Genomic DNA, 21,058 nt, shown 5'->3' with positions numbered 1-21,058 from the left:
GGTGGCTTGGTGAATTTCGGAGATGGGGGCCCGGTGATTGATCAGCGTCCACTGACCGGCTGGAGCCGGACTGCCTCGACTGTCGCGCGGGTGTTGTCCACGCCTGACATCGATCTGGTGGCGAAGAGTGTGCAGGAGGCGGGGCCGCGCGGGGTTATCGCGCGCGGCCTCGGCCGCAGCTACGGCGATCCGGCGCAGAACGGTGGCGGGCTTGTCGTCGATATGACGGTGTTCGACCGTGTGCACAGCATCGATCCGGACAGCGGTGTGGTCGATGTCGATGCGGGAGTCAGCCTCGACGCGTTGATGCGGGCGGTGCTGCCGTCCGGTCTGTGGGTCCCGGTGTTGCCGGGTACACGGCAGGTGACGGTCGGTGGGGCGATCGCCTCCGACATCCACGGCAAGAACCATCACTCCCACGGCAGCTTCGGCAATCACGTGTTGTCGATGGAGCTGTTGACCGCCGACGGGTCGGTGCGCACTATCACACCGGAAGGTGTTGATGCGGAACTGTTCTGGGCCACCGTCGGCGGAATGGGGCTGACCGGGATCATCATTCGGGCGCGAGTGCGGATGAAGCACACCGAGACCGCGTATTTCATCGTGGACAGCGACCGCACCCGCAACCTCGACGAGACGATGGAGCTGTTGACCGGCGGCTCGGACGAGGGTTACGAGTACTCGGTCGCGGTGCCCGACACGATCAGCACCGGCGCGAAACTGGGCCGTGCCGGGTTCAGCCGCGGGAACCTTGCCAAACTCGATGAATTGCCTGCCAAACTGCGCGGCAATCCGCTGCATTTCAGTGCGCCGCAGTTGTTTACCGTCCCCGACATTTTCCCGGGCGGCATGGTCAACAATCTGACCACGCGGCTCGGCGGTGAGGTCACTCACCGAACCTTCGCGAAGGAGGGGCGGGGCCTGATCCAGAACATCACCCAGTTCCTTCATCCGCTGGACCTACTCGGGGAGTGGAACCGGGGCTACGGTCGCCGCGGGTTCATGCAGTACCAGTTCTCGATGCCGTTCGGTGCTGAGGAGCAACTCGCCGACGCGGTGCGAGCCATCGCGCACTCAGGACACCGGTCGTTCCTGAATGTGTTCAAGCGCATGGGCCCTGGCAACCAGGCACCGCTCTCCTGGCCGCATCCCGGTTTCATGCTCAGCCTGGACTTCCCGCTCAAGCCGGGGCTCGGGGAGTTCTGTGCCGAACTAGATCAGCGCGTACTGGCCGCAGGCGGACGTCTGTACTTCGCAAAGGATTCACGTACGACGCCCGAAATGGTCCGAGCGATGTATCCGCAGCTGGACGAATGGCGTCGGGTTCGCGATGCTGTCGACCCGGAGCGGGTGTTCGTCTCCGACCTGTCCCGTCGTCTCCGCCTCGTCAGCGACGAGTTCGCTATCAGTCGTTGATCCGACGCCGGGCGAGCAGCACCCATACTGCTCGCCCGGGATCGGATTACGGGCGCCCTGAACCGCTTTCGAGGAATTCACGGATGAAGCAGAGCGGGCAGATCGGGTCGAACGGTGCAGTGACCGGAGCGGTCGTCGCGGGTGCTTGTGGTGCGGGGGCGGCTGCGGCGAGCGCGGGCTGCAGGGCGATCGCCAGAGAGATAGCTCCGGCGGCAACAAGATTCAGCATGGGACGGTTCAAGAGATCCTCCACGTTGATGATGAGCCGTGAGGGTAGCAAGGTCGCCGCGGTGACGCCCCGAGTTCGGCCCTACCCGAGCGCGTGCTGTTCGACGGGTGTGCTCAGGTTCGTGCCGTTGAGGTCCAGGTACAGCGAGCGTTCGGTGATCGACAGGGTTGCGGTGTTGCGGCGGTCGATCGCGGCGACGGCGGCATCGATGAAGTCGCGATCGAAGCTGTACAGGGGGATGGCTTCGGCGCGGTGGATGCGCTTGCCCGCGAGTTGCGCCAGGACCTTGGCGGGGTCTCGGTGGGTGTAGATGGCGGCGCGGCCGGCCAGCTTGCTGCCGCGGTGCAGGCGTTCCGCGTCGGGGGCGCCGACCTCGATCCAGGCGGTGAGGCGGCCGGTGAGGTCGCGGACCAGGACTGCGGGCTCGTCGGTGGAGGAGATGCCGCCCTCGCTGAAGGCGATGCCCTCCTGGTATTCGAGGCAGTAGGCCAGCAGGCGGGTCACCATGAACTCGGCGGTTTCGGACGGGTGGCGCGCTATCCGCAACTCCAGGTCCTGGTAGACGTCGCGGTCGACGTCGGCCAGTTGGACGGCGAAGTTGTGCAGTGTTGCGGGGAGTGCCATAAGGCCAGGAGCTTAGGCGAACCTCGCCGGTGGTCCTGCCGCGCGGCCTGCGTCAGGGGATGAACCTGGTGTCCGGGTAGCGCGGATTGTTCCCGTCGAACAGGTCGGTGGCGATGTGTTTCAGGTGCAGGTCGAAGAACGCTGCGATGTAGTCCTGCTGTGCGCTCACCGAGCGGGCCGGGTGGATCGTGCCGACGGTGCGTTGCCGCGCCTCCTCGGTCAGCACGCTGGCACACTGCGGCACCGCGACCTGGAGATCGGTGAAGCTCATGTGGGCGGCGCCGTCGAAGTGCAGGTCGCGTTTCCACGCCTGCTGCTTGGTCCAGAACTGGCCCCAGCTCGGGTCGAAGTCGGCCAGGTGCGAGTGCTCGAACTTGCGCCCGGTCGCCGGATCCACGCCGTCGGCACCCACCAGCATGAACGGCCGGTCCACGCCGTGCTGCACGATCTCGCCGACCTTGCCGGCGGCCATGCTGCCGTCGAGATTGATGCCCGCGCCGATGCGCTGGTCCTGATACATCGCCTCGCCCGCCGCGTAGCCGCCCAGCGAATGGCCGAACATGCCGACCGTCGACAGGTCCAGCGCGCCCGGCAATCCCGTGGGGAGCGTGCGATTTTCCGCGTCCGGGTTCTCGCCGCGGTTCAGGCGGGTCAGCTGGTCGAGCACGAACCTGGTGTCGGCGACGCGGGCATCGACCGAGGTCGCGAGGTACTGCAGATCCGGGCGAGCGTCGCTGGTGACCAGGCGTCCACCGGGGAACTCGACCACGCTCGCGTCATAGGTATGGGAGATGGATACGACGACGTAGCCGTGACTGGCCAGGTCGTCGGTGCGGACCGAATTGAGCTCGCGCTCCACGCCGAAACCGTGCGAGAACAGCACTACCGGCCAGGCACCGCCGGTGCGGTCCACCTCGACCGAGGTGCTCGCCTGGCGTTTGGTGTCTGCCCAGTCGATCGTGCCCGGTTTCAGGCCGTTCTCGGGCGAGCTGGCCGCGAGCTGGTCGACGGCGGCCGCCACTCCCGGCGACATCCAGGCGGCGCGTTCACCGGTGCGTTGCGCGGGGTAGGTCACGGTGACCATCAGTTCCCGCTTGTCGGCCGGATGCCACGGGTCCGGTCGGGTGTCCACCAGATGCAGGTCGGTTGTGCCGACCGGGTAGCGCCCGCTCAGCGGCGGCAGGGTGATCTTCGCCGCGGCCGAAGTGGTCGGCTCGGGCGCGTCCTGCTCGCACGCGGTGAGCAGGACGGTCGCGGCCATGGCAGCGGTCAGCGCCAGCGCGCAGCTGCGCAATGTGATCACTTCGGTGGTCCTCCTCGACGTTCGGCTCGAGCCCATGATGGCAAGAGTCGCGTCGCGAGCGCGTCAGCCGGGCGGACGACCCGGTGTAGCCCGGGATGCGTAGGGGAGTACACCCAGGGGACCAGTCCTTATCGCCAGGGAACCTCGGGGTCCGGTCACCGGTCTGCTTAGACTGTCGAACGAGAGGAAAGGACACCCCTGATGAAGCGAAACCTGAACTGCCCCTGCGGAGAAGCCATCGTCGGCACCGACGAGGACGATCTTGTCGAGAAGACGAAGGCCCACCTGGCCGAGAATCATCCGGGTCACGAGTACTCGCGCGACGAGATCTTGTTCATCGCTTACTGATTCGTCGATCGGATCGGCTCAGGCCAGAGCACCTGGTCCGGCAGGCACAGGCTGGCCGAGCGGGTGGTCGGCACCGGGCCGGTACCGGGGGTGAAGGTCCACTGGGCGATCGGTCCGGCCGCCTTCCAGCGCAGCGCACCCGTCGCGTCGGCGACCACCTCGTACACGGACTCGCTGCCATCGACGAGCTGGGTACCGACGCAGTAGTCGTTGTACTCGGTGCCCGGTTGCTGCGCGCCCGCGCTGAAGTTGCCCGCGGGAGCGGTGGTGGCGCCGGGATTGGCGACCGTGCTCGGCGTGCGGACGGCCGCGCCCCGCTGCCACCGCGGTGCGCCGAGTTGATCTGTCGCACAGGTGAAAGCGCGGCCGCCCGCTACGACGGTCGTGCCTTGCGCATGGCCCGTGCCCGCCCACAGGCAGTCGCCGCCCGGTGCGGCACTGGCGCTTCCGGTCGCCGCGCCGATGAGGCCCGCGGTGGCAACCGCCGCCACGGTGAGGGCGATCGTGCCGCGCAACCAGGTAGGACGCACGGGGGCGTCGTGAGCAACTGAAGCGGGTTCGTTGTTGAGCATGTCCCGACCGTAGAAATCGGCGACCCCGCCGAGCATCACGCCGCAGTGCCATTTGCCGTCAATACCGCAGTGCTAAGGGGGATTCCGGACCGCGCGGTGGGCCGGACTCGGGGTCGGCCGCCGGTGCGATCAGGCCTCGCCGCCTGTCCGATTCGGCCAGCGACGGCAGGTGTCACAAGGACGCCGATTCCGTGCTCACCGGATGGGCCGGCTTGAAACCAGCAAGAGGGCGGCGAGTGGACACTCGAGAAGTTCTTCGGTGACGGCTACCGGATATCACCGAAACATGTTCTCCTGTATGGACTCTCGAAGGGTGAACTAACCCGGGGAATTTCGTTCGTCGCGCTGCTGAGCGGGAGGTCCGATGATAGGATGGATCGGAACTGAGGGATGTTCGGGCAGATAAGTTCCTCAGCTGAAATCGTTTGGAACAAGGCGGAACCCGCCTTGTTCTTCGTGTGCGAGAGGGGACTTGAACACGAACGCGGTATGGGTGTGCGTGAGGCACGTGGTGTAGGTCGAGCGGTAATTCCTTTCGGTCGGAATACCGTCCTTTTGTTGCGTCCGGAGCCGAATTGTTCCGGATTCTGTTTGTTGTCGCGGCGATCAGGGTGGTCGTCGTGTTCGGAGCTTTGTTCCGCCATATACCCTGGCGTACAAGCATGTCCATCGCGCCCTTCGCGGCCGACGGGCAAGTCCAACTCTTAAGCGTATCCACGCTGACTGCGGTTTCGGGCTGGAACTGGTACTTTCCGAAATGTTTCCGAAAGGCGGAGCGGGGGATCTTCGGGTTAACACCTTTCACAAATAACGCCACGAATCACGCTGGCGTTCCGCAGATTGCGAATGCAGGGGCGTTTCGACACCGTATCGTTGCCGGAACTCTGCCAATGTGAAATATTGCTGTCCGCGCTAGTTAGTCACTGCTGACCCGGCACAGCGCCGTGCCTACCGCATCGATTCGTCCCGCTTGTTGTGGTGGTTCGGATCGGTACTGGCAGCGGGGCGAAGTGTGCTACGGAATGATCTCGGCTTCGACGCAGGAGTACCGCCGTGAGTGAACACAGGTTGAACGTGGACGACGATGCGAGAGTCGGAGTTGCCGACGTAGTCATCGAGATTCCTATCGAGTCGATAGACATCAGCGGCGCACTGCGCGTGCGTGCTGAGGACTCGGCGCATACGCAGGTGCTAGCGACGACCGAGGCGGAGTTGCCGCCGATCCTGGTGCATCGAGAAACCATGCGGCTGATCGACGGCGTGCACCGTCTGAAGGCCGCGAAATTGAAGGGGGACAGCGTCATCCGGGCACAATTCTTCGACGGCACCGAGGAAGAGGCGTTCGTGCTCGCGGTACAGGCCAACATCGCGCATGGCCTGCCACTGTCGATCCTCGATCGCAAGGCCGCCTCGCTGCGCATCATGCGGATGTACCCGCTGTGGTCGGACCGCAAGGTGGCCGAGGTCGCTGGGCTGGACCACAAGACGGTGGGTGCGGTGCGCAGGCAGTCGTCTGGGGATGTTCCCCAGACGAGGCACCGATTAGGGCGCGACGGCCGGATGCGCCGAGTGCGCCGCCCGGACGTCGAACACCAGCGCCGTAAGAAGCCCTGCGACGGCTCCGACGGCGCGCCGCTCGCACCGGATCCGGCACCGCCGGAGCGGGTTTGCCCCTCGTCGGTATTGCAGAGCCTGCGCCGCGATCCGTCGCTGCGCCTCACCGAAACCGGGCGCACGGTATTGCGCTGGCTCGACGCGAGCCCGCGCACGCCGACCCAGTCGCTCGATCTGGCCGATCGCATCCCGGAACACTGTCTGAATCTCGTGCTCGATATGGCCCGGCAGAACGCGGCCAACTGGCAGGACTTCGCGACGCGTATCGGCGATCGACTACACAGTAAATGACCGTGCATTTTACCTCGCGATACGGTGCGTGACTTGCGAATCGAACGTTGTCCGCAGGTTGCGCGTCGGCGAGCCTTCGGTGCCGCGACCCACGGCGCACACGCCAACGGCGTCGGCGCTATTCGGCACGGAGCAGATGTTGCTCGAGTGTGCCCAGTCGATTGCGGCACCGAAGGTCCGTCGGAGCACACCGTCGCGTCGCGGCGCGATCGTGCTGCCGGTCCGGCTCGGGGGCTTGATATTTCGTCGCACTTGCGCCGAAAGTGATGCTGCTCGAGTGCATGTGCGGGACACTTCGCCGAATTGCGGAGCGGGGAAAGTTAATTAAGTCGTAATACAAACTCCCCAGTACGTCCCCAGTCGAAAATAACGCCCGCAGTGTGGTTCTACTTGGATATGAAATACCCACATCGAAGGGCGGCTCGCTACACCGCTACCGTGGTGTTCGTTTTAGCGGCAACGGTTTTCACGGCCAGCTCCGGTGCGCTCGCCCAGCCCTCGTCAACACCAACGCCGACCACCCCTTCGACGTCGTCCCCGACGACCACCTCGTCCCCGACGACCGAATCGACGACCTCGACCGATCCGACGACGTTGGCACCGACGACCGAGCCGACGACCTCGGCACCGACCACTTCGCCGACGACCGATCCAACGACGTTGTCGCCCACCACCTCGCCGTCGCCGACGACCTCGTCGATACCGACCACCACCACCCCGCCGCCCACCAAGCCGGGCATCTTCGAACTGCCCTCCCTGCCGCGGAACATCTTCACCGATCCCGACGGCATCGCCATGCAGGTGATCTTCAAGAACCCGCTGCCGATCCCGCCGGGCACGCCGGCCGAGGCCCCGGCCATTGCGCAGGCCCAGGCGCAGACGGTCCAGCAGGTCTTCGGTGCGGGATCGGTCGGCAGCCTCGTCGTAGACAAGGTGTCCCCGGCTGCTCAGGGTTCGACGGTGCAGCTGCGTCAGGAGATCGACTCGGTGCCGGTCTACGGTGCGACGGTGGCGCAGTCGCTGGCCGCCGACGGCAAGCTCGTCTCGGCCAGCGGCGCACTGTCGCAGCAGGCGAAGGGCAAGTACCCCGCCGGGACCACCACGGCCAGCACACCGCCCGCCGCTGTGGCGGCCACCGCGCTGCGCGCACTCGCCGAGCAGACCAAGCAGCCGCGTGACAAGTTCGCCGTCTCCGCGACGGCCGCCAGGTGGTTCGACCCGAAGCTGGCCGCCAAGAACTCGACGGCGCCAAGCGTCGCGGTCCCCGCGTTTCAGGTCTCGGTCAAAGGCGCCGCCGCGCAAGGCAGGCAGCCCGTGCAGTGGGTCGTGTTCATCGACGCCAACAACACCGGACGTGTGCTCGGCGGCTGGAGCAGTCGCTGAACGCCTAGCGGCTCATCGCTTTACCGGATCGGCCTGGTTGCTCCGAGCGAGCCGCCAGGCCCGCCCGGGCAGTACCTGCAGATTGCCGAGTTGGCATTTCCTGCAGTCGATTACAGATCCGATCGGGCAACGACACGTTCGCGCGACCGAGCTCGCTCATCGGGTCGCCTACCAAAGAGGTTGTGCACCATGCGAATTCATAAGTGGTCAGACAGAGGCAATCCGATCCCCGTCGCGCTGAGGGCGCGGCCGGTCGCGGTGTCCGCGTTGGCTCTCGCGTTGAGCCTGTCGGCCGGCGTTGCCGCGGTCGCCGCGCCGCCGCCGGCTTCGCCGAACGGTACGGCCGCGAGCGCGGCCGATCCGACGCCGGGCTCGGACGGTCTCGGCGACCCGTACTACCCGCAGGACGGCAACGGCGGCTACGACGCGATCCACTACGACGTCGCCATCGACTACACCCCGTCGTCGCACAACCTCAAGGGCAAGGCCACCATCACGGCGAACGCCACCCAGAACCTGTCGGCATTCAACCTCGACTATGCCGGTCCCGCAGTCGGTTCCGTCGCCGTCAACGGTCAGCCCGCGCAGTTCAAGAAGACCGGCGAGCACGAACTCGTCGTGACGCCGAAAGCGGCACTGCCGCTGGGACAACCGTTCACCGTCGTCGTCGACTACGCGGGCACCGTGCCCAACACCAACGGCAACGGCTGGACCTACTCGCCGTCCGGTGGCGCCTTCGCGGCGGGCGAACCGCATTCGGCGACAACGTGGTACCCGCTCAACGACACACCGCTGGACAAGGTCACCTTGACGGTGAAGGCCACGGTGCCGACCGGCTGGGATGTCGCCTCGAACGGAATCCGCACGTCGGACGTGGCCGCCGGGACGGGCAAGCACACCGTCACCTGGGAGGCCAAGGATCCGATCATCGGGTATCTGTCCACGATCGCGATCGACAAGTTCACCCGCTTGAATCAGAAGGTCGGCAATACGCCGCTGGAGAGCTTCTTCGCGCCGGGTGGGGCCCAGCAGAAGAAGGATCTGGAAAAGAAGCTGCCCAGCGTGCTCGCCTTCGAAGAGCAGCTGTACGGCCCGTATCCGCACGAGGCGGGCGGCGGCATCTATGTGGACACCGATCTGCAGTTCTCGCTGGAGACCCAGACCCGGCCGATCTACGCGCCGTGGACGGATCTGAATACGCTGATCCACGAGAACGCCCATCAGTGGTGGGGTGATTCGGTCTCGGTCAAGGATTGGCGCGATGTCTGCCTGAACGAATGCTTCGCCAGCTACACCGCCGACATCCTGTACCCGGAACGGGTCAATCACCAGAACGCCGATACGATCTATCGCCGGGCCCTCGCCAGTGCCGATCAGCAAAACGTCTGGGCGACACCGCTTTACAACCCCGGTAAGGGCAACGAATTCACCACCGTCTACACCCGCGGTCCGCTGTTCCTGCACGCACTGCGCCGCTACATCGGCGACGACGTATTCTTCACCGCCGTCAAGGATTTCGCGCAGGGCCACAAGCACGGCAACGCGTCGATTCCCGAGTTCCGGCAGTTCGTGCAGTCCCGCACCACCAAGAAGCTGGACGGCTTCTTCGACGCGTGGCTGAACGGCAAGAAGCGGCCCGCCAGCGAATACCTGTACCCGGGCAGCCTCAGCAACCAGGGCCTGCAGGAAGCTCCCGAGGCACCGAGCACCGACGCATGGCCGTTCGGGCGCGGGGATCGGAAATGACGTCCGTTTCTTCGCTACACACCTTGCCGCGGTCGATAAGGTCCTTCGTCATGGCGGCCACCATCGCACCGTTCATCGTGGCCGCGCTGCATGCGGCGCCGGACGAGCACATCTCGTCACCTGCTCAGTGTGCGCAGGGCGCGATATCGTGCGGCCCGGTCAAATATGAGCCGCAGAGCGGGCAAGGGGTGAGTGTCGGCACGGCAACGCCGGTCGCCGTCAGGGGTGTCTTCAAGAAGAAGCCGGTCTATGTAGCGGCTTGATCGCACACGGTGACCGCCGCGGGTTTCCGCGGCGGTCACCGTCGTGTGCGGGCTGACGGATTGACGGCCGGGCTACCGTGGGTGTTGTTCTTCGATGGATCATGCACTCGTTGTGGAGGCTTCTTGCGCACCCTGGCCCGGTTACTGCTGGTCCTGCTGGTTCTCGCCGCTGGTACGGCGTCGATGGTGCCTGCGGCCGTCGCTGAGCCCGTGCCGTCGGTGACCGTGGATGGTGTCACCCGGCAGAAGATCGATGCGTTGCTAGCGTTGCGGGCCGGTGCGCCTGCTGGGCAGAGCAAGGGTGAGTTGGTCGAGCTGTTGTCGCGGCAGTTTCTCGGTACGCCGTATGGGGCCGACATGCTGATCGGGTCCGCGACGCAGCCGGAGCAGCTTGTCATCGATTTTCGGCGGGTGGATTGCTTCACCTATCTCGACTATGTCGAGGCGCTCAGTAGATCGGCCGATCGTGGTCAGTTCGACCAGAACCTGGTCGATACGCGGTATACCGGTGGGCGCGTAGATTTCTTGCAGCGGAAGCATTTCTTCAGTGATTGGGTGAGTACTCCGCGAGTTGCGGCTACCGATGTCACCGGTGCGTTGACTACGGCCGCGGTCACGGTTGGCAAGCATCTCAATGCGAAGGCGGACGGCGGGACGTACCTTGCCGGGCTGCCGGTGGTGGATCGCGCTATCGCCTACATTCCCAGTGCCGCCGTTGACGACGGTGTCATCCGTGGACTCCGTACCGGCGATTACATCGGTGCCTACACCGATCAGGCGGGGTTGGATGTCACGCACGTCGGGATCTTCGTCATGACGCCGAGCGGTCCGGTTTTCCGGAACGCGTCCTCGCTGGCGGCGAACAGCAAGGTGGTCGATTCGCCGCTGGCCGAATACGTCCGGTCGGTGCCGGGCATTGTGGTGTACCGCGCGCAGTAGCCGGCCGATGAGTTTTCGAGGCCGACCACGTCAGATTCTGTACCGACTACAGAAGGACAACGCGACGTGACCAAGCCCGAAATTCTGCTGGAGGGAGTCGTGTTCGGCGAGTCCCCGCGCTGGCACGACGGACGACTCTGGTTCTCCGATTGGGGCGCGAATCAGGTGATCGCGCTGGGGGAGGACAACCGGCCCGAGGTGATCGTGCAGATCCCGTCGTTCCCGATGTGCATCGACTTTCTGCCGGACGGGCGACTGCTGGTCGTGGACTCGGCGCAGCGCAGGCTCGTGCGGCTCGAGACCGACGGGTCGCTCGTTACGCACGCCGATCTGTCCGTGGTGTCGGACAAGCCGTGGAATGACATCGTGGTCGACAATCGCGGCAACGCCTACGTCAACAGCATCGGTTTCGATTTTCCCGGTGGTGAATTCACGCCGGGTCCGATCGTGCTCGTCACGCCGGAGGGCAGCGTCCGGCAGGTCGCCGACGGTCTCGCTTTCCCGAACGGGATGGCGATCACGGCGGACGGCGCGACGCTGATCGTCGCTGAGTCCTATGCGAACCAGCTCACCGCTTATGACATCGAGCCCGACGGGAGCCTTGCCAACCGCCGCGTGTGGGCGGCGACGCCGGGCGATCATCCGGACGGGATCTGCGTCGACGCCGAGGGCGCGGTTTGGTACGCCGATGTGGGCAACCGGCATTGCGTTCGGGTTGCTGAAGGCGGGGAAGTGTTGGCCACGGTAGAACTAGATCGCGGCGCGTTCGCCTGTGTGCTCAGCCGTGGTGAAGATCCGAAACTATATGTAGTAGGCCAGAATTGGGGCGGACCCGAGTCGACGGAACCCACCGGACAGGTGGTCGCCTTTCCAGCTCCCGCGCCTGGTGCCGGGCGGCCGTGACCTGATTCGCGAAATATCCTGTGTGCCTGTCATTTTGGTCTGTTGATCAGTGATCGCCGATAAGCTGTTCGCAGCAGTGTCGTTCGTGGTCAACCGGCATATGGAGCGCAGACACATGACCATCGACACCATCGAAGCGACAACCTCCTACGGAATTGTCTCCGGACAGCTCGCGAATGGCGTGGCCCGGTTTCTCGGGATTCCTTATGCCCGAATGAGCGTCTTACGGGGCGGGGTCGTCCGGATTTTGCCGCTCCAGCTCGTTGCGTGCTCGGCGGGCGCCGTAGAACGCCCCGATCGCGGCGAGGCCCGCGAGCACAGCGCCGACGAACAGGTAGATCGTCACGCCCCCAGGGGTTTTGGTCGACAGGCGGGATAAGGTCAGGCCTACCGCGATCATGACCAGGACGGTGGTTTCGAGGATCAGAATGTATCGCGGCGTCGGAGGTCGGCGCATCCAGGTCCTCCTGGTGGTGTGGACGGTGAGGTCCTGGGTTGTGCGGACAGCCGCGTCGGTGTAGCTGATGAATAGCTGATGTTCGAAACATAGCAAGGAACGATCAATCTGACAAGGTGTCTTACCGAATTGGGTTATTGCACGATAACGCCTCGTCGACTCAGTTGGTCGGGATCGTCTTCCGCAGAAAGGTGATCAGTGCTGCGGTCGTCTCGGCGGGACGCTCCAGGTTGGGGAGATGGGCGGCGCCGGCGAGCTCCCGGTGGCGGGCGTCGGCGAGCTGGTGGGGGAGCCGGGCGGCGATCTGGCGGAAGTCCGGCAGATCGTGTTCGCCGGAGATGGCCAGTACTGGCGCGGTGATCGCGGACAGGTCGAATTCGGCCTTGCGCCGGCCGGGGGCGTCGGCGGCGGCCAGTTGGAGCTCGAAGGCGCGGCGCTGCATCTGGCGCACGGACTCCCGCGTTTGCGCGTCCGCGTCCGGTCCGAGCCAAGTGGCCACATTGAGTTCCACCGCGGCCGCGATGTCGCCGGCTTCGAGCAGAGCTTCCTCACGCGTATCGAATGCCTGCAAGGCCGGGCTTGGATTGTGTTCGGGCATGGCGGTGCACAGCAACGCCAGGATTGTCATGCGCTGCGGCCAGCGGGCGGCGATCTCCATGGCGACTTCCCCGCCGTACGAGGAGGCGATGAGCGCCGTGTGCTCGATGCCGAGCCGGTCCAGGAGGGCGAGGACGTCTTCGGCATCGTTGAACAGGTGCGGCGGCACAGGCGTTTGACCGAAACCCCGGAAATCGCAACGCATAACTCGATATCCGGCATTGATGAGCGCGGTCCACTGTGGATCCCACATTCGCCGGTCGCACACGCCCGCGTGCAGGAGTACCACCGGTGGGCCGCCGCCTGCGACATCGTGGGGGAGGAGCATCGCTCGGACGCTAGTCGGCAGGTGTTGGACACGCATCCGAATATCGTGGCGGTCCAGGAATCTCGTTGAACTCGGTAGTCTCTGCAGATGACCGACCGAGCAACAGGCAGTGTGAACAGCCCTATTCGGACGGAGCGGGGGCTGGAGCGATTGATCTTCTTCAGCGATGCGGTGGTGGCGATCGCTATCACGTTGATCGTGTTGCCGCTGGTCGACAATGCTCGGGATGTGGCCGATTCGTCCACGTCGAAGTTCTTGTCCGAGAACAGTTATGGGCTCATCGCGGCCGGAGTCAGCTTCGTCGTGATCAGTTCGTTCTGGCGGGAGCATCATCGGCTCTTCGAGCGGGCGACGGGGTATACGCCGCTGCTGGTGCGGATCAATATGTTGTGGCTACTCTGCATCGTCGCATTGCCGCTCGCGACCGTTCTCGACGTCTATTCGCACCGAGCTGATCGGCTCGCCATCGGCATCTACCTGGGGGTGATGATCGGCGCGATGACACTCAGCCGATTGGCGGAGTTGGTGCTGTATCGAGCGAACCTGCTGGCGGACGCCGAGCGAGTGACGGGTATCGACATTGCGGTTCGCTGGATTTCGGTGGCAGTGGTGTGCGTGGCACTGGTCATCGCACTGTTGGTGCCGCACGTCGGCCTGTGGTCATTACTGCTGTGGATAGCGGTTGGTCCCGTCGAGGGCGTCGTGAATCGGCGATGGAAAGCACACCAAATCAGCTGAACCGTCGGCGCTGGGCACAGTCCTTAGTTGTACTCGCCCGGTAGGTATACAGATCCAAGGGAATGGTCGAGTAGTGCTGGGCGCGTCAGGCGGGGGTTCCCGGCTTTAGTTAGCAGTTGGTCACGCGGTGTGGATGTTCCAGCGTGGTCATCTGGCTGTGGTGGCGTTTCGAGAGCCCTCTATCCAGCGAATGTCGCGTTCCAGCGGGGTGGGAGGGGGCCGCGCACCCACTGTTTAAGCCTCACACCGCGTGTAGTGGGTGTGAGGCTTAAGCAGTGGGTGCGCTGGTGGGTTCTGGGTGACGATCGGGCTGTGGCCTGCGTCCAAGAGCCCCGGTGTAGTGAAATCGGTTGGTGTGCAGCGGGATCACAGTGCTTGCCTACCTTTCACAGGGAGTTCACGTCCTGTGAAAGGTATGGGGGGTCTGTGGGTCTGGCCCGTACGGTCCGGTGGGCGGCGATCGGTGTTACCCATTGCGGGGGCGAAGGGCGGCGGCCCGTTGTTGGCGACTGCTGCACCCTTTCTCGGGAACTGCGCTGCTGGTGGGGCCGTGGTCGTTGCGGCTGTGGGTAGCCGTCGAGGGTGTCGTGAAGCGGTGGTGGGAAGCGCACCGAACCAGTTGGGCCGTAGGCGCCGGGCGACGGCATCGCTCAGGGTTGTGCGGCGGGGGGAATGGGGGGCCGGCTGGTTGGTGCTGGAGCGGGTTTCGGGGCTGGGGCGGGTGGCTTCTGGTTAGGAGCCGGGGCGGCGGGGGTGGCCGGTTGCTGCTTGGGGGCCGGAGCTGGGGCTTGTGTGGCGGGCTGTTGCTTCGGGGCCGGAGCAGGTGTCGGGGCTGGAGCGGCTGGTTGCTGTTTCGGCGCGGGGGTGGCCGGTGCGGTCGGTTGCTGCTTGGGAGCAGGGGCCGGTGCTGGAGCAGGGGCCGGAGCAGGAGCCGGAGCCGGAGCAGGAGCAGGAGCCGGAGCCGGAGCCGGAGCCGGAGCCGGAGCTGGAGCTGGTGCGATCGGCTGTTGTTTGGGCGTGGTGGTGGCTGGTGCTGGTGCGGTCGGTTGTTGTGCCGGTGCCGGTGCCGGAGCGGGAGCAGGCGCGGGTGCGGCTGGCGGTTGTTTGGGTGTGGAGGTAGCCGGGGCCGGTGCAACTGGCTGGGTGGTGGGTTGGACTGGTGGGGTCCGGTTCGGTGTGGGTTGCGGGGCCGGTGGCTTCGGCGTTGTTGTGGGGGTGGTGGTGGTCGGTGTCGCCGACTTGGGTGCTGGTGTTGCGGTGGGGGTTTGGAGTGGCTTCTGCTCGGTGGTTGCCGGGGCCGGTGCGACTGGTGGTTGGTTGCTGACCTGCGGCGGAGTGGTCATGGCGGGTGGTACCTGCGCAGGTGTCGGCGACGTTGACGTTGTCGGCGCGACGGAAGTGGTTGTCGGGATCGGTGTGGTCGACGGCGCGGGTACGGGCGGCGTGGTTGTGTCGGGTTGTGTTGTGGTGGTGGGAGTTTGGGTGGTCGGCGTTGGCAGCGGTGTGGTCGTCTGCGGGATGGTGGACGCGTCCGGCACGGGCGGCGGGCAGAAGACGCCGCACGGGATCGGGTCTCGGCCGGGGATGTTGATCATCACCTGGATTCTGATTTCCAGGGTGCCCGTGGGGTTTTGGGGATCGGACGGGAGTGGGTCCGTCGTGGGAGTCGGGTTCGGGTCGGTCGTCGCGTCCGGGGCGGGGGTGTCGGTGGGGGCCGCGGGATCGGCGATGGTGGCTGTTTCGCCTTGGCTCATGCTCGAGCCGGCACCGTCGGGCATGCCGCCGTCGGGGGTGGCGTCGGGGATGGGGGCGAGCTCGCCCTGGGGTGGGGCGCCGCCGGTCTTGTAGGCGTTGGACCAGCTGAGCACCTTTGACGCGTAGTCGAGGGAATTGTTGTAGCGCAGGACCGCTCGCGTCTCCTGCTTGGGATCGCGCATGTCCAGGTTGCCCGAGCACAGGTATTTGCCGGCGCCGAGTACGGCGTCGAAGATGTTGTTGGGGTCGGATTTCCGGTCACCGTTGCCGTCGGCGGCGTAGAGAGACCAAGTGCCGGGGAGGAATTGCATCGGGCCGACGGCGCGCACGTAGCCGCCCTCGGCGGCTTTGATGACCTCGTTGCCGGGCAGGGTGCCGTCGAGGGCCGGGCCGTAGATGATGCCGCGGGTGGTGCCGTCGGGTTCGGTGCGCCCGTTGCCCGCATGGTTGGACTCGATCTTGCCGATGCCGGCCAGCAGGTGCCACGGCATCCCGCAGTTGGGCGTCGAGGCCTGCAGTGACAATTCGGCATTGCGGTAGGCGGCGAGCGCGATCTCCGGAATGCCGCGGGTCGGCACGTTGGGCAGCGCCACATCGTGGAGCGGGACGGTGGCGTCCGGCCCCGGATCCTGCGGCGGATCTGCCTGCAGGTGCAGCGATTTGGGCGAGGTCGGGATAACGATGACCGATTGATCGGCCGCCGAATTCTCCTGACCGGTGGGTGTCATCGCGGAGGCCAGCACACCGTCGGGCACTTTACTTGCCACGGAACCGGAAATCAGCAGCCCGGCAAAAACGAGCGCGGATGCGGTAATCGGACCGGATATTCGCATCGGCTTACCAATCCTTCGTCGACGTCGACGGTTACCTTTGCGGTACCGCCGCCATTTTTCACCGCGACAGCTATTTCCCGTTGTTCGCTGCAGAACGACGCCGGACGACGCACCTCAGCGGACATGAGAGCTGTTGTACAAGTGGATATCTCATGAGAGCTGTTGTACAAGCGGATGTCTCAGTCAACGGGCAGCCCGCAGCCGCCGTGTCCCGAACAACCGGCGCAAGCATGACATGACCGAGCCGCCCGGAGATCCCCAGTAGAAGTGGGGAATTCGGAACGTTCTTGGTCCGGCGCGACCGGTGATCGCTAAATCGGCGCATATCCCCAGTTGAGAAGGTCCCCACTCATATCTCGCACGCTGCTCCATACTTCTCGATGCCCCCTAAAGTTGTACCGGAGGTACGCTATGCGAAAGTTTCTATACCCCTTTGCATTCGGCGCAGCCGTGGCTCTCACCACGCTTGTCATGCCCGGTTTAACCGGTAACGCAGCCGACAATCCACAAACAACCGAGCGCGCTGTCACCGATATCGTGCCCGTCCCCGTCGAGGCCAAGCCCGACGCAGGCGCGAACTTCAAGCTGACCTCCGCCAGCGTGATCCGCGCCGAACACCAGGCCAAGGACGTCGGAGAGTACCTGGGCGGGCTGCTCCGGCCCGCCACGGGTTTCCCGCTGCCGGTGGTGGAGCGCTATGACCTGGCCAAGCCGGGCATCACCCTCGAGCTCGGCGACGCGGGTAATCGCGTCGGCGACCAGGGCTACCAGCTCACCGTCGCCAAGTCCGGCATCACCCTGAAGGCGAACACCACGGACGGACTGTTCGGCGGCGTGCAGTCGCTGCGCCAGCTGTTCCCCGCGGCGATCAACAAAACGTCGGTGCAGCACCAGGATTGGACGGTGTCCGGCGGCAAGGTGGTCGACTATCCGCGCTTCCGTCAGCGCGGCGCGATGCTCGACGTGGCCCGCCATTTCTTCAAGCCCGACCAGGTCAAGCGCTACATCGACCAGATCGCCCAGTACAAGGTGAACACCCTGCACCTGCACCTGACCGACGATCAGGGCTGGCGCATCGAGATCAAGAGCTGGCCGAAGCTGGCCGAGATCGGCGGCCAGACCGCGGTGGGCGGTGACCCGGGAGGCTACTACACCCAGGCGCAGTACACCGACATCGTGAAATACGCTGCCTCCCGGCACATCACGGTGATTCCCGAGGTCGACATGCCCGGCCACACCAATGCCGCGCAGGCGTCGTACGGCGAATTGAACTGCGACGGTAAGCCGGTGCCACCGCGCACCGACATCGAGGTGGGCTACAGCTCGCTGTGCATCGCGAGCCCGACCACCTACAAGTTCGTCGAGGATGTCATCCGCGAGCTGTCGGCGATCACCCCCGGCAAATACATCGATATCGGTGGTGACGAGGCTCATTCCACCTCCGCGGCCGACTACAAGACCTTCTACGACAAGGTGACGCCGATGCTGGCCACCTACGACAAGAAGGCGACGGGCTGGCACAACATCGTGGTGACCAACCCGCCCACATCGGCGATCCCGCAGTACTGGGATACCGCCAACACCAATGCCGATGTCGCGGCGGCGGCCAAGCGCGGCAACAAGATCCTGATGTCGCCTGCCAACAAGGCGTACCTGGATATGCAGTACAACAAGGATTCACCACTCGGTCTGCACTGGGCGGGCTATGTCGAGGTGAAGGATTCCTACAACTGGGATCCGGCCACCTTCCTGCAGGGCGTTTCGGAGAATCAGCTCGCCGGGGTCGAGGCGCCGCTGTGGTCGGAGACCCTGCGGACCAGCGCCGACATCGAGTACATGGCCTTCCCGCGGCTCGCGGGGATCGCCGAGATCGGCTGGTCACCGTCCGTGACCCACAACTGGGACGCGTATCGGCTGCGGCTCGCCAAACAGGGCGCGATCTGGGCCGCGCAGGGCATCAATTTCTACCGTTCCCCGCAGGTGGACTGGAAATAGCCGACGCTGCGCAATAATCCGAAGGTCACTTCGGAATTTCCATCACAAGGTTCGTTCGAATTACAGGATCGTCCCCCGATACGATCCGGAAGGAGTCCGAGGTGTCGCCTTATCGAAAAACTCTTATCGCCAGCTTCGCGCTACTAACCGGGCTGGGGGCTTTCCTGACCCCGGTGACCGCAGTGGCTCAACCGCAGGCCGCCGCGGTCGACAGCGACGGTGACGGGTTGCCCGACGCATGGGAGATCAACGGTTACGACGCCAACGGCGACGGGAAGATCGACGTCGATCTGCCGAAGATGGGCGCGGATCCGAAGCACAAGGACCTGTTCGTCGAGATGGACTACATGAACGGGCGCCTGCCGACCGCCGCGGCACTCGATCGGGTCACCGGGGTGTTCGCCGCCGCCCCGGTGACCAACCCGGACGGCCGCAACGGGATCAATATCCATCTGGACGCGGGCAACGCCAGAGGCGCCAAATATGATCTCGGCGGCGGCAATCAGGTGCCCTACGACAGCAATCTGTCGCCGGTGGACGATCAGGTCGCGGCGATCAAGCGAACGAACTTCGCCTCCGCCCGTTCGCGTATTTTCCACTACATGATCTGGGCGGATTCCTACGACAACGGTTGCAGCAGCGGCATTTCGCTGGGCATACCGGCCGACACCTTCGTCGTCGCACTGGGCCCGCAGTGCAACTGGAATCCCGGTGACGACGGCAATGTCGGCACGTTCATCCACGAACTGGGGCATAACCTCGGCCTGAAGCACGGTGGCACCGACCACGTGAACTACAAGCCGAACTACCTGAGCGTGATGAACTACAGCTTCCAGTTCTCCGGTGTACCGAAGACGGACGGCACTGCCAACTTCGGTTACTCGAATGTGAATCCTCCTGCGCTGAACGAGAATTCGTTGCAGGAGCGGCAGGGCCTCGGTGCGGTGTCCGCGGGCTGGAAGACGGTCTACTTCTGCCCGGACAACACCCGCCGGAAGACCGCCGGATCGGCGGACCAGCCGATCGACTGGAACTGCAATGGATCCATCCAGACCGGCGCCGTGCAGACCAGCGTGAACAACGACCGCAACTACAACACCCTGCAAGCCCAGAACAATTGGGCCTCAGTGGTATTCGACGGCGGGAACGTCGGCCCGGTCGGCGTCGAGTCGCGGCAGCTGCCGGAGCGGTCGCCGGAGGAAATGACGAAGCAGGAGTTCGACCGGCTGCAGTCGAGCCTGCGCGAGAACTAGTCACCTGAAACGCTTCCCGGCGGTGCGGCCTCAAAGAGGACGCACCGCCGGGAGTGTTTGCGCTACACCGAGATCGGTGGTCTACCGGTGATCGGCCAGCTCGCGTCGATCCGCCGCCCCTCGGTTCTTCGTGAACATCGCGATCACCGCGGTCAGCACCGCGCCGACCACACCACCGCCCGCGACCTGACCGATGACCTGCCCGAGATCGAGGCCGGATCCGGTCGCCGCCTGGATGATCGCGCCGGTCACGCCGCCACCGATCGCGCCAGCAGCACTATTTCCGACCAGGCCGAAGCCCTTGCCCGCACCGGCCATGTTGCCGCCGACCAGCCCACCTAGTACGCCCAATAGCCATTCCATTGTCGTTCCTTTCCCGTGGTCGTTTGCTCTGGCTAGCCGCGAGTGCGCGGTGCGTCGCGGTGCATCTCATGTGCCCCAGCGACATTCGATGTGCCGCGCGGTGCGGCACCGGCTGCAGTAGCCGCGGCGGTGGCGTCAGTGCGCGGCGGCACGAACCCCTGCCGATCGCCCGTCGTGGTCGCCGCCGAGGTGCGTGCGGCCGGTCCGCGGGTCGTGCGCGTTGTCACGGGTGTCGGGTCCGCCCGTCGCCGACCGAGCATGCCGAGCAGCCCGCCGACGACGGCCGTGATGGCCAAACCGATGGGGATGCCCCACCACCTGTTGATGCCGGAGTTGCCGGAGTCATTGGTCACGGCCACATCGGGATTCGGCGCTGCGACGTCGGGCGAGCCCACCCGGAATCCCGGTAGCGTCGCGGCTAGCTCGGGCGGCAGTGTCGCTAGGCCTTCGCTGTCGGACCACTTGATCTCGGTGCCGCCGGGGCCCTCGAAATTCGCGGTCGCGACGCCGTTATCGACGGTCATATCCGAGCGCGGGTAGCCGAAAGGTCCTGTGATGCCGCCACTTTCACGCCAGGCGTCGAGCACCTTGCCCTTGATCGCCCAGGCGCCGGTTTCCGGCTTCCAATAGATCGCGGCCCCGCCGGGCTCGGCGAAATCATTGAAGCGTCCGACGGCATCGCCCGCGCCGGTCTCATCGTTGGTGGGGAAGCTCAGCGGACCACTCGGCCCACCGAGGGACTTGTATTTCACCAGGATCTCGCCATACACGGCTTTGGCGCCGGTATTCGGCGAGAAGTAGATGACGCCGCCCTGGTAGGCGCGCTCGGCACCACCGGCGACGTCGGTGGCCGGGCCGAGCGGCGCGCCGAGGAACGAACCCGCCCCGCCGAAATCGGCATAGTGCGCGTCGATCGCATTGGTCGCCTCCGCCGACGGATCAGCCACAGCGGACGGTGCGGTGGCGAGCAGCCCGGAGGCGAGCAGAGCCACGGCGCCGACCGTGAGCGACGTGCGACGCCGGGTCTTTCCCCGATGGGTATCCAACATTTCAGGCATGATCTCCTCGATTCGTCAGTGCGATGCGCGAGCCGACAAAGCTCGGCTCC

20 protein-coding genes are annotated in these 21,058 nt (G+C 65.2%); 11 read left to right on the top strand and 9 right to left on the bottom strand.

Features of this window, described 5'->3' with window-relative positions; genetic code table 11:
* Positions 1 to 33: 33 nt before the first annotated feature.
* Complete coding sequence (locus tag ACIBK2_RS04515; RefSeq protein ID WP_396963580.1) at positions 34 to 1,416, top strand: FAD-binding protein; 1,383 nt, start codon at positions 34 to 36, stop codon at positions 1,414 to 1,416.
* 310 nt (positions 1,417 to 1,726) lie between these two features.
* Here ACIBK2_RS04515 and ACIBK2_RS04510 read toward each other — a convergent pair whose 3' ends face one another.
* A complete protein-coding gene (locus ACIBK2_RS04510) occupies positions 1,727 to 2,269 on the bottom strand; it encodes a YaeQ family protein (protein ID WP_396963578.1) in 543 nt (180 codons plus the stop codon).
* Between the two features lie 52 nt (positions 2,270 to 2,321).
* Positions 2,322 to 3,572, bottom strand: coding sequence for an alpha/beta hydrolase family protein (locus tag ACIBK2_RS04505; protein WP_396963576.1), 1,251 nt, complete (start codon positions 3,570 to 3,572; stop codon positions 2,322 to 2,324).
* A gap of 201 nt (positions 3,573 to 3,773) precedes the next feature.
* Here ACIBK2_RS04505 and ACIBK2_RS04500 point away from each other — a divergent pair, with 201 nt between their 5' ends.
* Positions 3,774 to 3,920 carry a DUF1059 domain-containing protein gene (locus ACIBK2_RS04500; protein ID WP_396963574.1) on the top strand — a complete coding sequence of 49 codons (147 nt, stop codon included), beginning with the start codon at positions 3,774 to 3,776 and terminating at the stop codon, positions 3,918 to 3,920.
* Here the strand turns inward: ACIBK2_RS04500 and ACIBK2_RS04495 are convergent.
* Positions 3,914 to 4,492, bottom strand: coding sequence for a hypothetical protein (locus ACIBK2_RS04495; RefSeq protein WP_396963572.1), 579 nt, complete (start codon positions 4,490 to 4,492; stop codon positions 3,914 to 3,916). The two genes, ACIBK2_RS04500 and ACIBK2_RS04495, sit on opposite strands and share 7 nt — an antisense overlap.
* Before the next feature lie 1,053 nt (positions 4,493 to 5,545).
* Between ACIBK2_RS04495 and ACIBK2_RS04490 the strand changes: the two genes are divergently transcribed.
* A complete protein-coding gene (locus tag ACIBK2_RS04490; RefSeq protein ID WP_396963570.1) occupies positions 5,546 to 6,397 on the top strand; it encodes a ParB/RepB/Spo0J family partition protein in 852 nt (283 codons plus the stop codon).
* Between the two features lie 425 nt (positions 6,398 to 6,822).
* Here ACIBK2_RS04490 and ACIBK2_RS04485 read toward each other — a convergent pair whose 3' ends face one another.
* Positions 6,823 to 7,194: a hypothetical protein gene (locus ACIBK2_RS04485; RefSeq protein WP_396963568.1), complete on the bottom strand. Its 372-nt coding sequence runs from the start codon at positions 7,192 to 7,194 to the stop codon at positions 6,823 to 6,825.
* Here ACIBK2_RS04485 and ACIBK2_RS04480 point away from each other — a divergent pair.
* The 5 genes from ACIBK2_RS04480 to ACIBK2_RS04460 all read left to right on the top strand — a co-directional run bounded on the left by ACIBK2_RS04480 (position 7,193) and on the right by ACIBK2_RS04460 (position 11,631).
* Entirely contained in the window at positions 7,193 to 7,780 is a 588-nt protein-coding gene (locus ACIBK2_RS04480) for a hypothetical protein (RefSeq protein ID WP_396963566.1), read from the top strand. The two genes, ACIBK2_RS04485 and ACIBK2_RS04480, sit on opposite strands and share 2 nt — an antisense overlap.
* Positions 7,781 to 7,969: 189 nt before the next feature.
* Positions 7,970 to 9,526 carry a M1 family metallopeptidase gene (locus tag ACIBK2_RS04475; RefSeq protein ID WP_396963564.1) on the top strand — a complete coding sequence of 519 codons (1,557 nt, stop codon included), beginning with the start codon at positions 7,970 to 7,972 and terminating at the stop codon, positions 9,524 to 9,526.
* A 50-nt stretch (positions 9,527 to 9,576) separates the two neighbouring features.
* Entirely contained in the window at positions 9,577 to 9,789 is a 213-nt protein-coding gene (locus tag ACIBK2_RS04470; RefSeq protein WP_396963561.1) for a hypothetical protein, read from the top strand.
* A gap of 123 nt (positions 9,790 to 9,912) precedes the next feature.
* Positions 9,913 to 10,728 (top strand): DUF1460 domain-containing protein, encoded by an 816-nt coding sequence (locus ACIBK2_RS04465; protein ID WP_396963559.1) that lies wholly within the window; start codon positions 9,913 to 9,915, stop codon positions 10,726 to 10,728.
* A 66-nt stretch (positions 10,729 to 10,794) separates the two neighbouring features.
* Complete coding sequence (locus ACIBK2_RS04460) at positions 10,795 to 11,631, top strand: SMP-30/gluconolactonase/LRE family protein (protein ID WP_396963557.1); 837 nt, start codon at positions 10,795 to 10,797, stop codon at positions 11,629 to 11,631.
* Positions 11,632 to 11,854: 223 nt separating this feature from the next.
* On the opposite strand, the gene ACIBK2_RS04455 is transcribed toward ACIBK2_RS04460, so the two are convergent.
* Together ACIBK2_RS04455 and ACIBK2_RS04450 are read right to left on the bottom strand one after the other, a co-directional pair.
* Complete coding sequence (locus ACIBK2_RS04455) at positions 11,855 to 12,088, bottom strand: hypothetical protein (RefSeq protein WP_396963555.1); 234 nt, start codon at positions 12,086 to 12,088, stop codon at positions 11,855 to 11,857.
* A gap of 160 nt (positions 12,089 to 12,248) precedes the next feature.
* Entirely contained in the window at positions 12,249 to 13,013 is a 765-nt protein-coding gene (locus ACIBK2_RS04450) for an alpha/beta fold hydrolase (protein WP_396963553.1), read from the bottom strand.
* An 87-nt stretch (positions 13,014 to 13,100) separates the two neighbouring features.
* Between ACIBK2_RS04450 and ACIBK2_RS04445 the strand changes: the two genes are divergently transcribed.
* Positions 13,101 to 13,751, top strand: a complete 651-nt coding sequence (locus ACIBK2_RS04445) for a TMEM175 family protein (RefSeq protein WP_396963551.1) — start codon at positions 13,101 to 13,103, stop codon at positions 13,749 to 13,751.
* Positions 13,752 to 14,401: 650 nt separating this feature from the next.
* Here ACIBK2_RS04445 and ACIBK2_RS04440 read toward each other — a convergent pair.
* On the bottom strand, positions 14,402 to 16,339 hold the full coding sequence (locus ACIBK2_RS04440) for a lytic murein transglycosylase (protein ID WP_396963549.1): 1,938 nt from the start codon (positions 16,337 to 16,339) through the stop codon (positions 14,402 to 14,404).
* A gap of 471 nt (positions 16,340 to 16,810) precedes the next feature.
* Between ACIBK2_RS04440 and ACIBK2_RS04435 the strand changes: the two genes are divergently transcribed.
* Entirely contained in the window at positions 16,811 to 18,334 is a 1,524-nt protein-coding gene (locus tag ACIBK2_RS04435) for a beta-N-acetylhexosaminidase (protein ID WP_396963547.1), read from the top strand.
* A 101-nt stretch (positions 18,335 to 18,435) separates the two neighbouring features.
* Complete coding sequence (locus ACIBK2_RS04430) at positions 18,436 to 19,587, top strand: hypothetical protein (protein WP_396963545.1); 1,152 nt, start codon at positions 18,436 to 18,438, stop codon at positions 19,585 to 19,587.
* An 81-nt stretch (positions 19,588 to 19,668) separates the two neighbouring features.
* Here the strand turns inward: ACIBK2_RS04430 and ACIBK2_RS04425 are convergent, their stop codons facing one another.
* Complete coding sequence (locus ACIBK2_RS04425; RefSeq protein ID WP_396963543.1) at positions 19,669 to 19,950, bottom strand: hypothetical protein; 282 nt, start codon at positions 19,948 to 19,950, stop codon at positions 19,669 to 19,671.
* A gap of 32 nt (positions 19,951 to 19,982) precedes the next feature.
* Positions 19,983 to 21,008, bottom strand: a complete 1,026-nt coding sequence (locus ACIBK2_RS04420; RefSeq protein ID WP_396963541.1) for an LGFP repeat-containing protein — start codon at positions 21,006 to 21,008, stop codon at positions 19,983 to 19,985.
* Between the last annotated feature and the right edge of the window lie 50 nt (positions 21,009 to 21,058).

The sequence above is a fragment of the Nocardia sp. NPDC050175 genome, assembly GCF_044459885.1.
GTDB lineage: Bacteria > Actinomycetota > Actinomycetes > Mycobacteriales > Mycobacteriaceae > Nocardia.
Note: the sequence above shows the minus strand (reverse complement) of the source record. Positions and strands in the feature narration are given on the sequence as shown.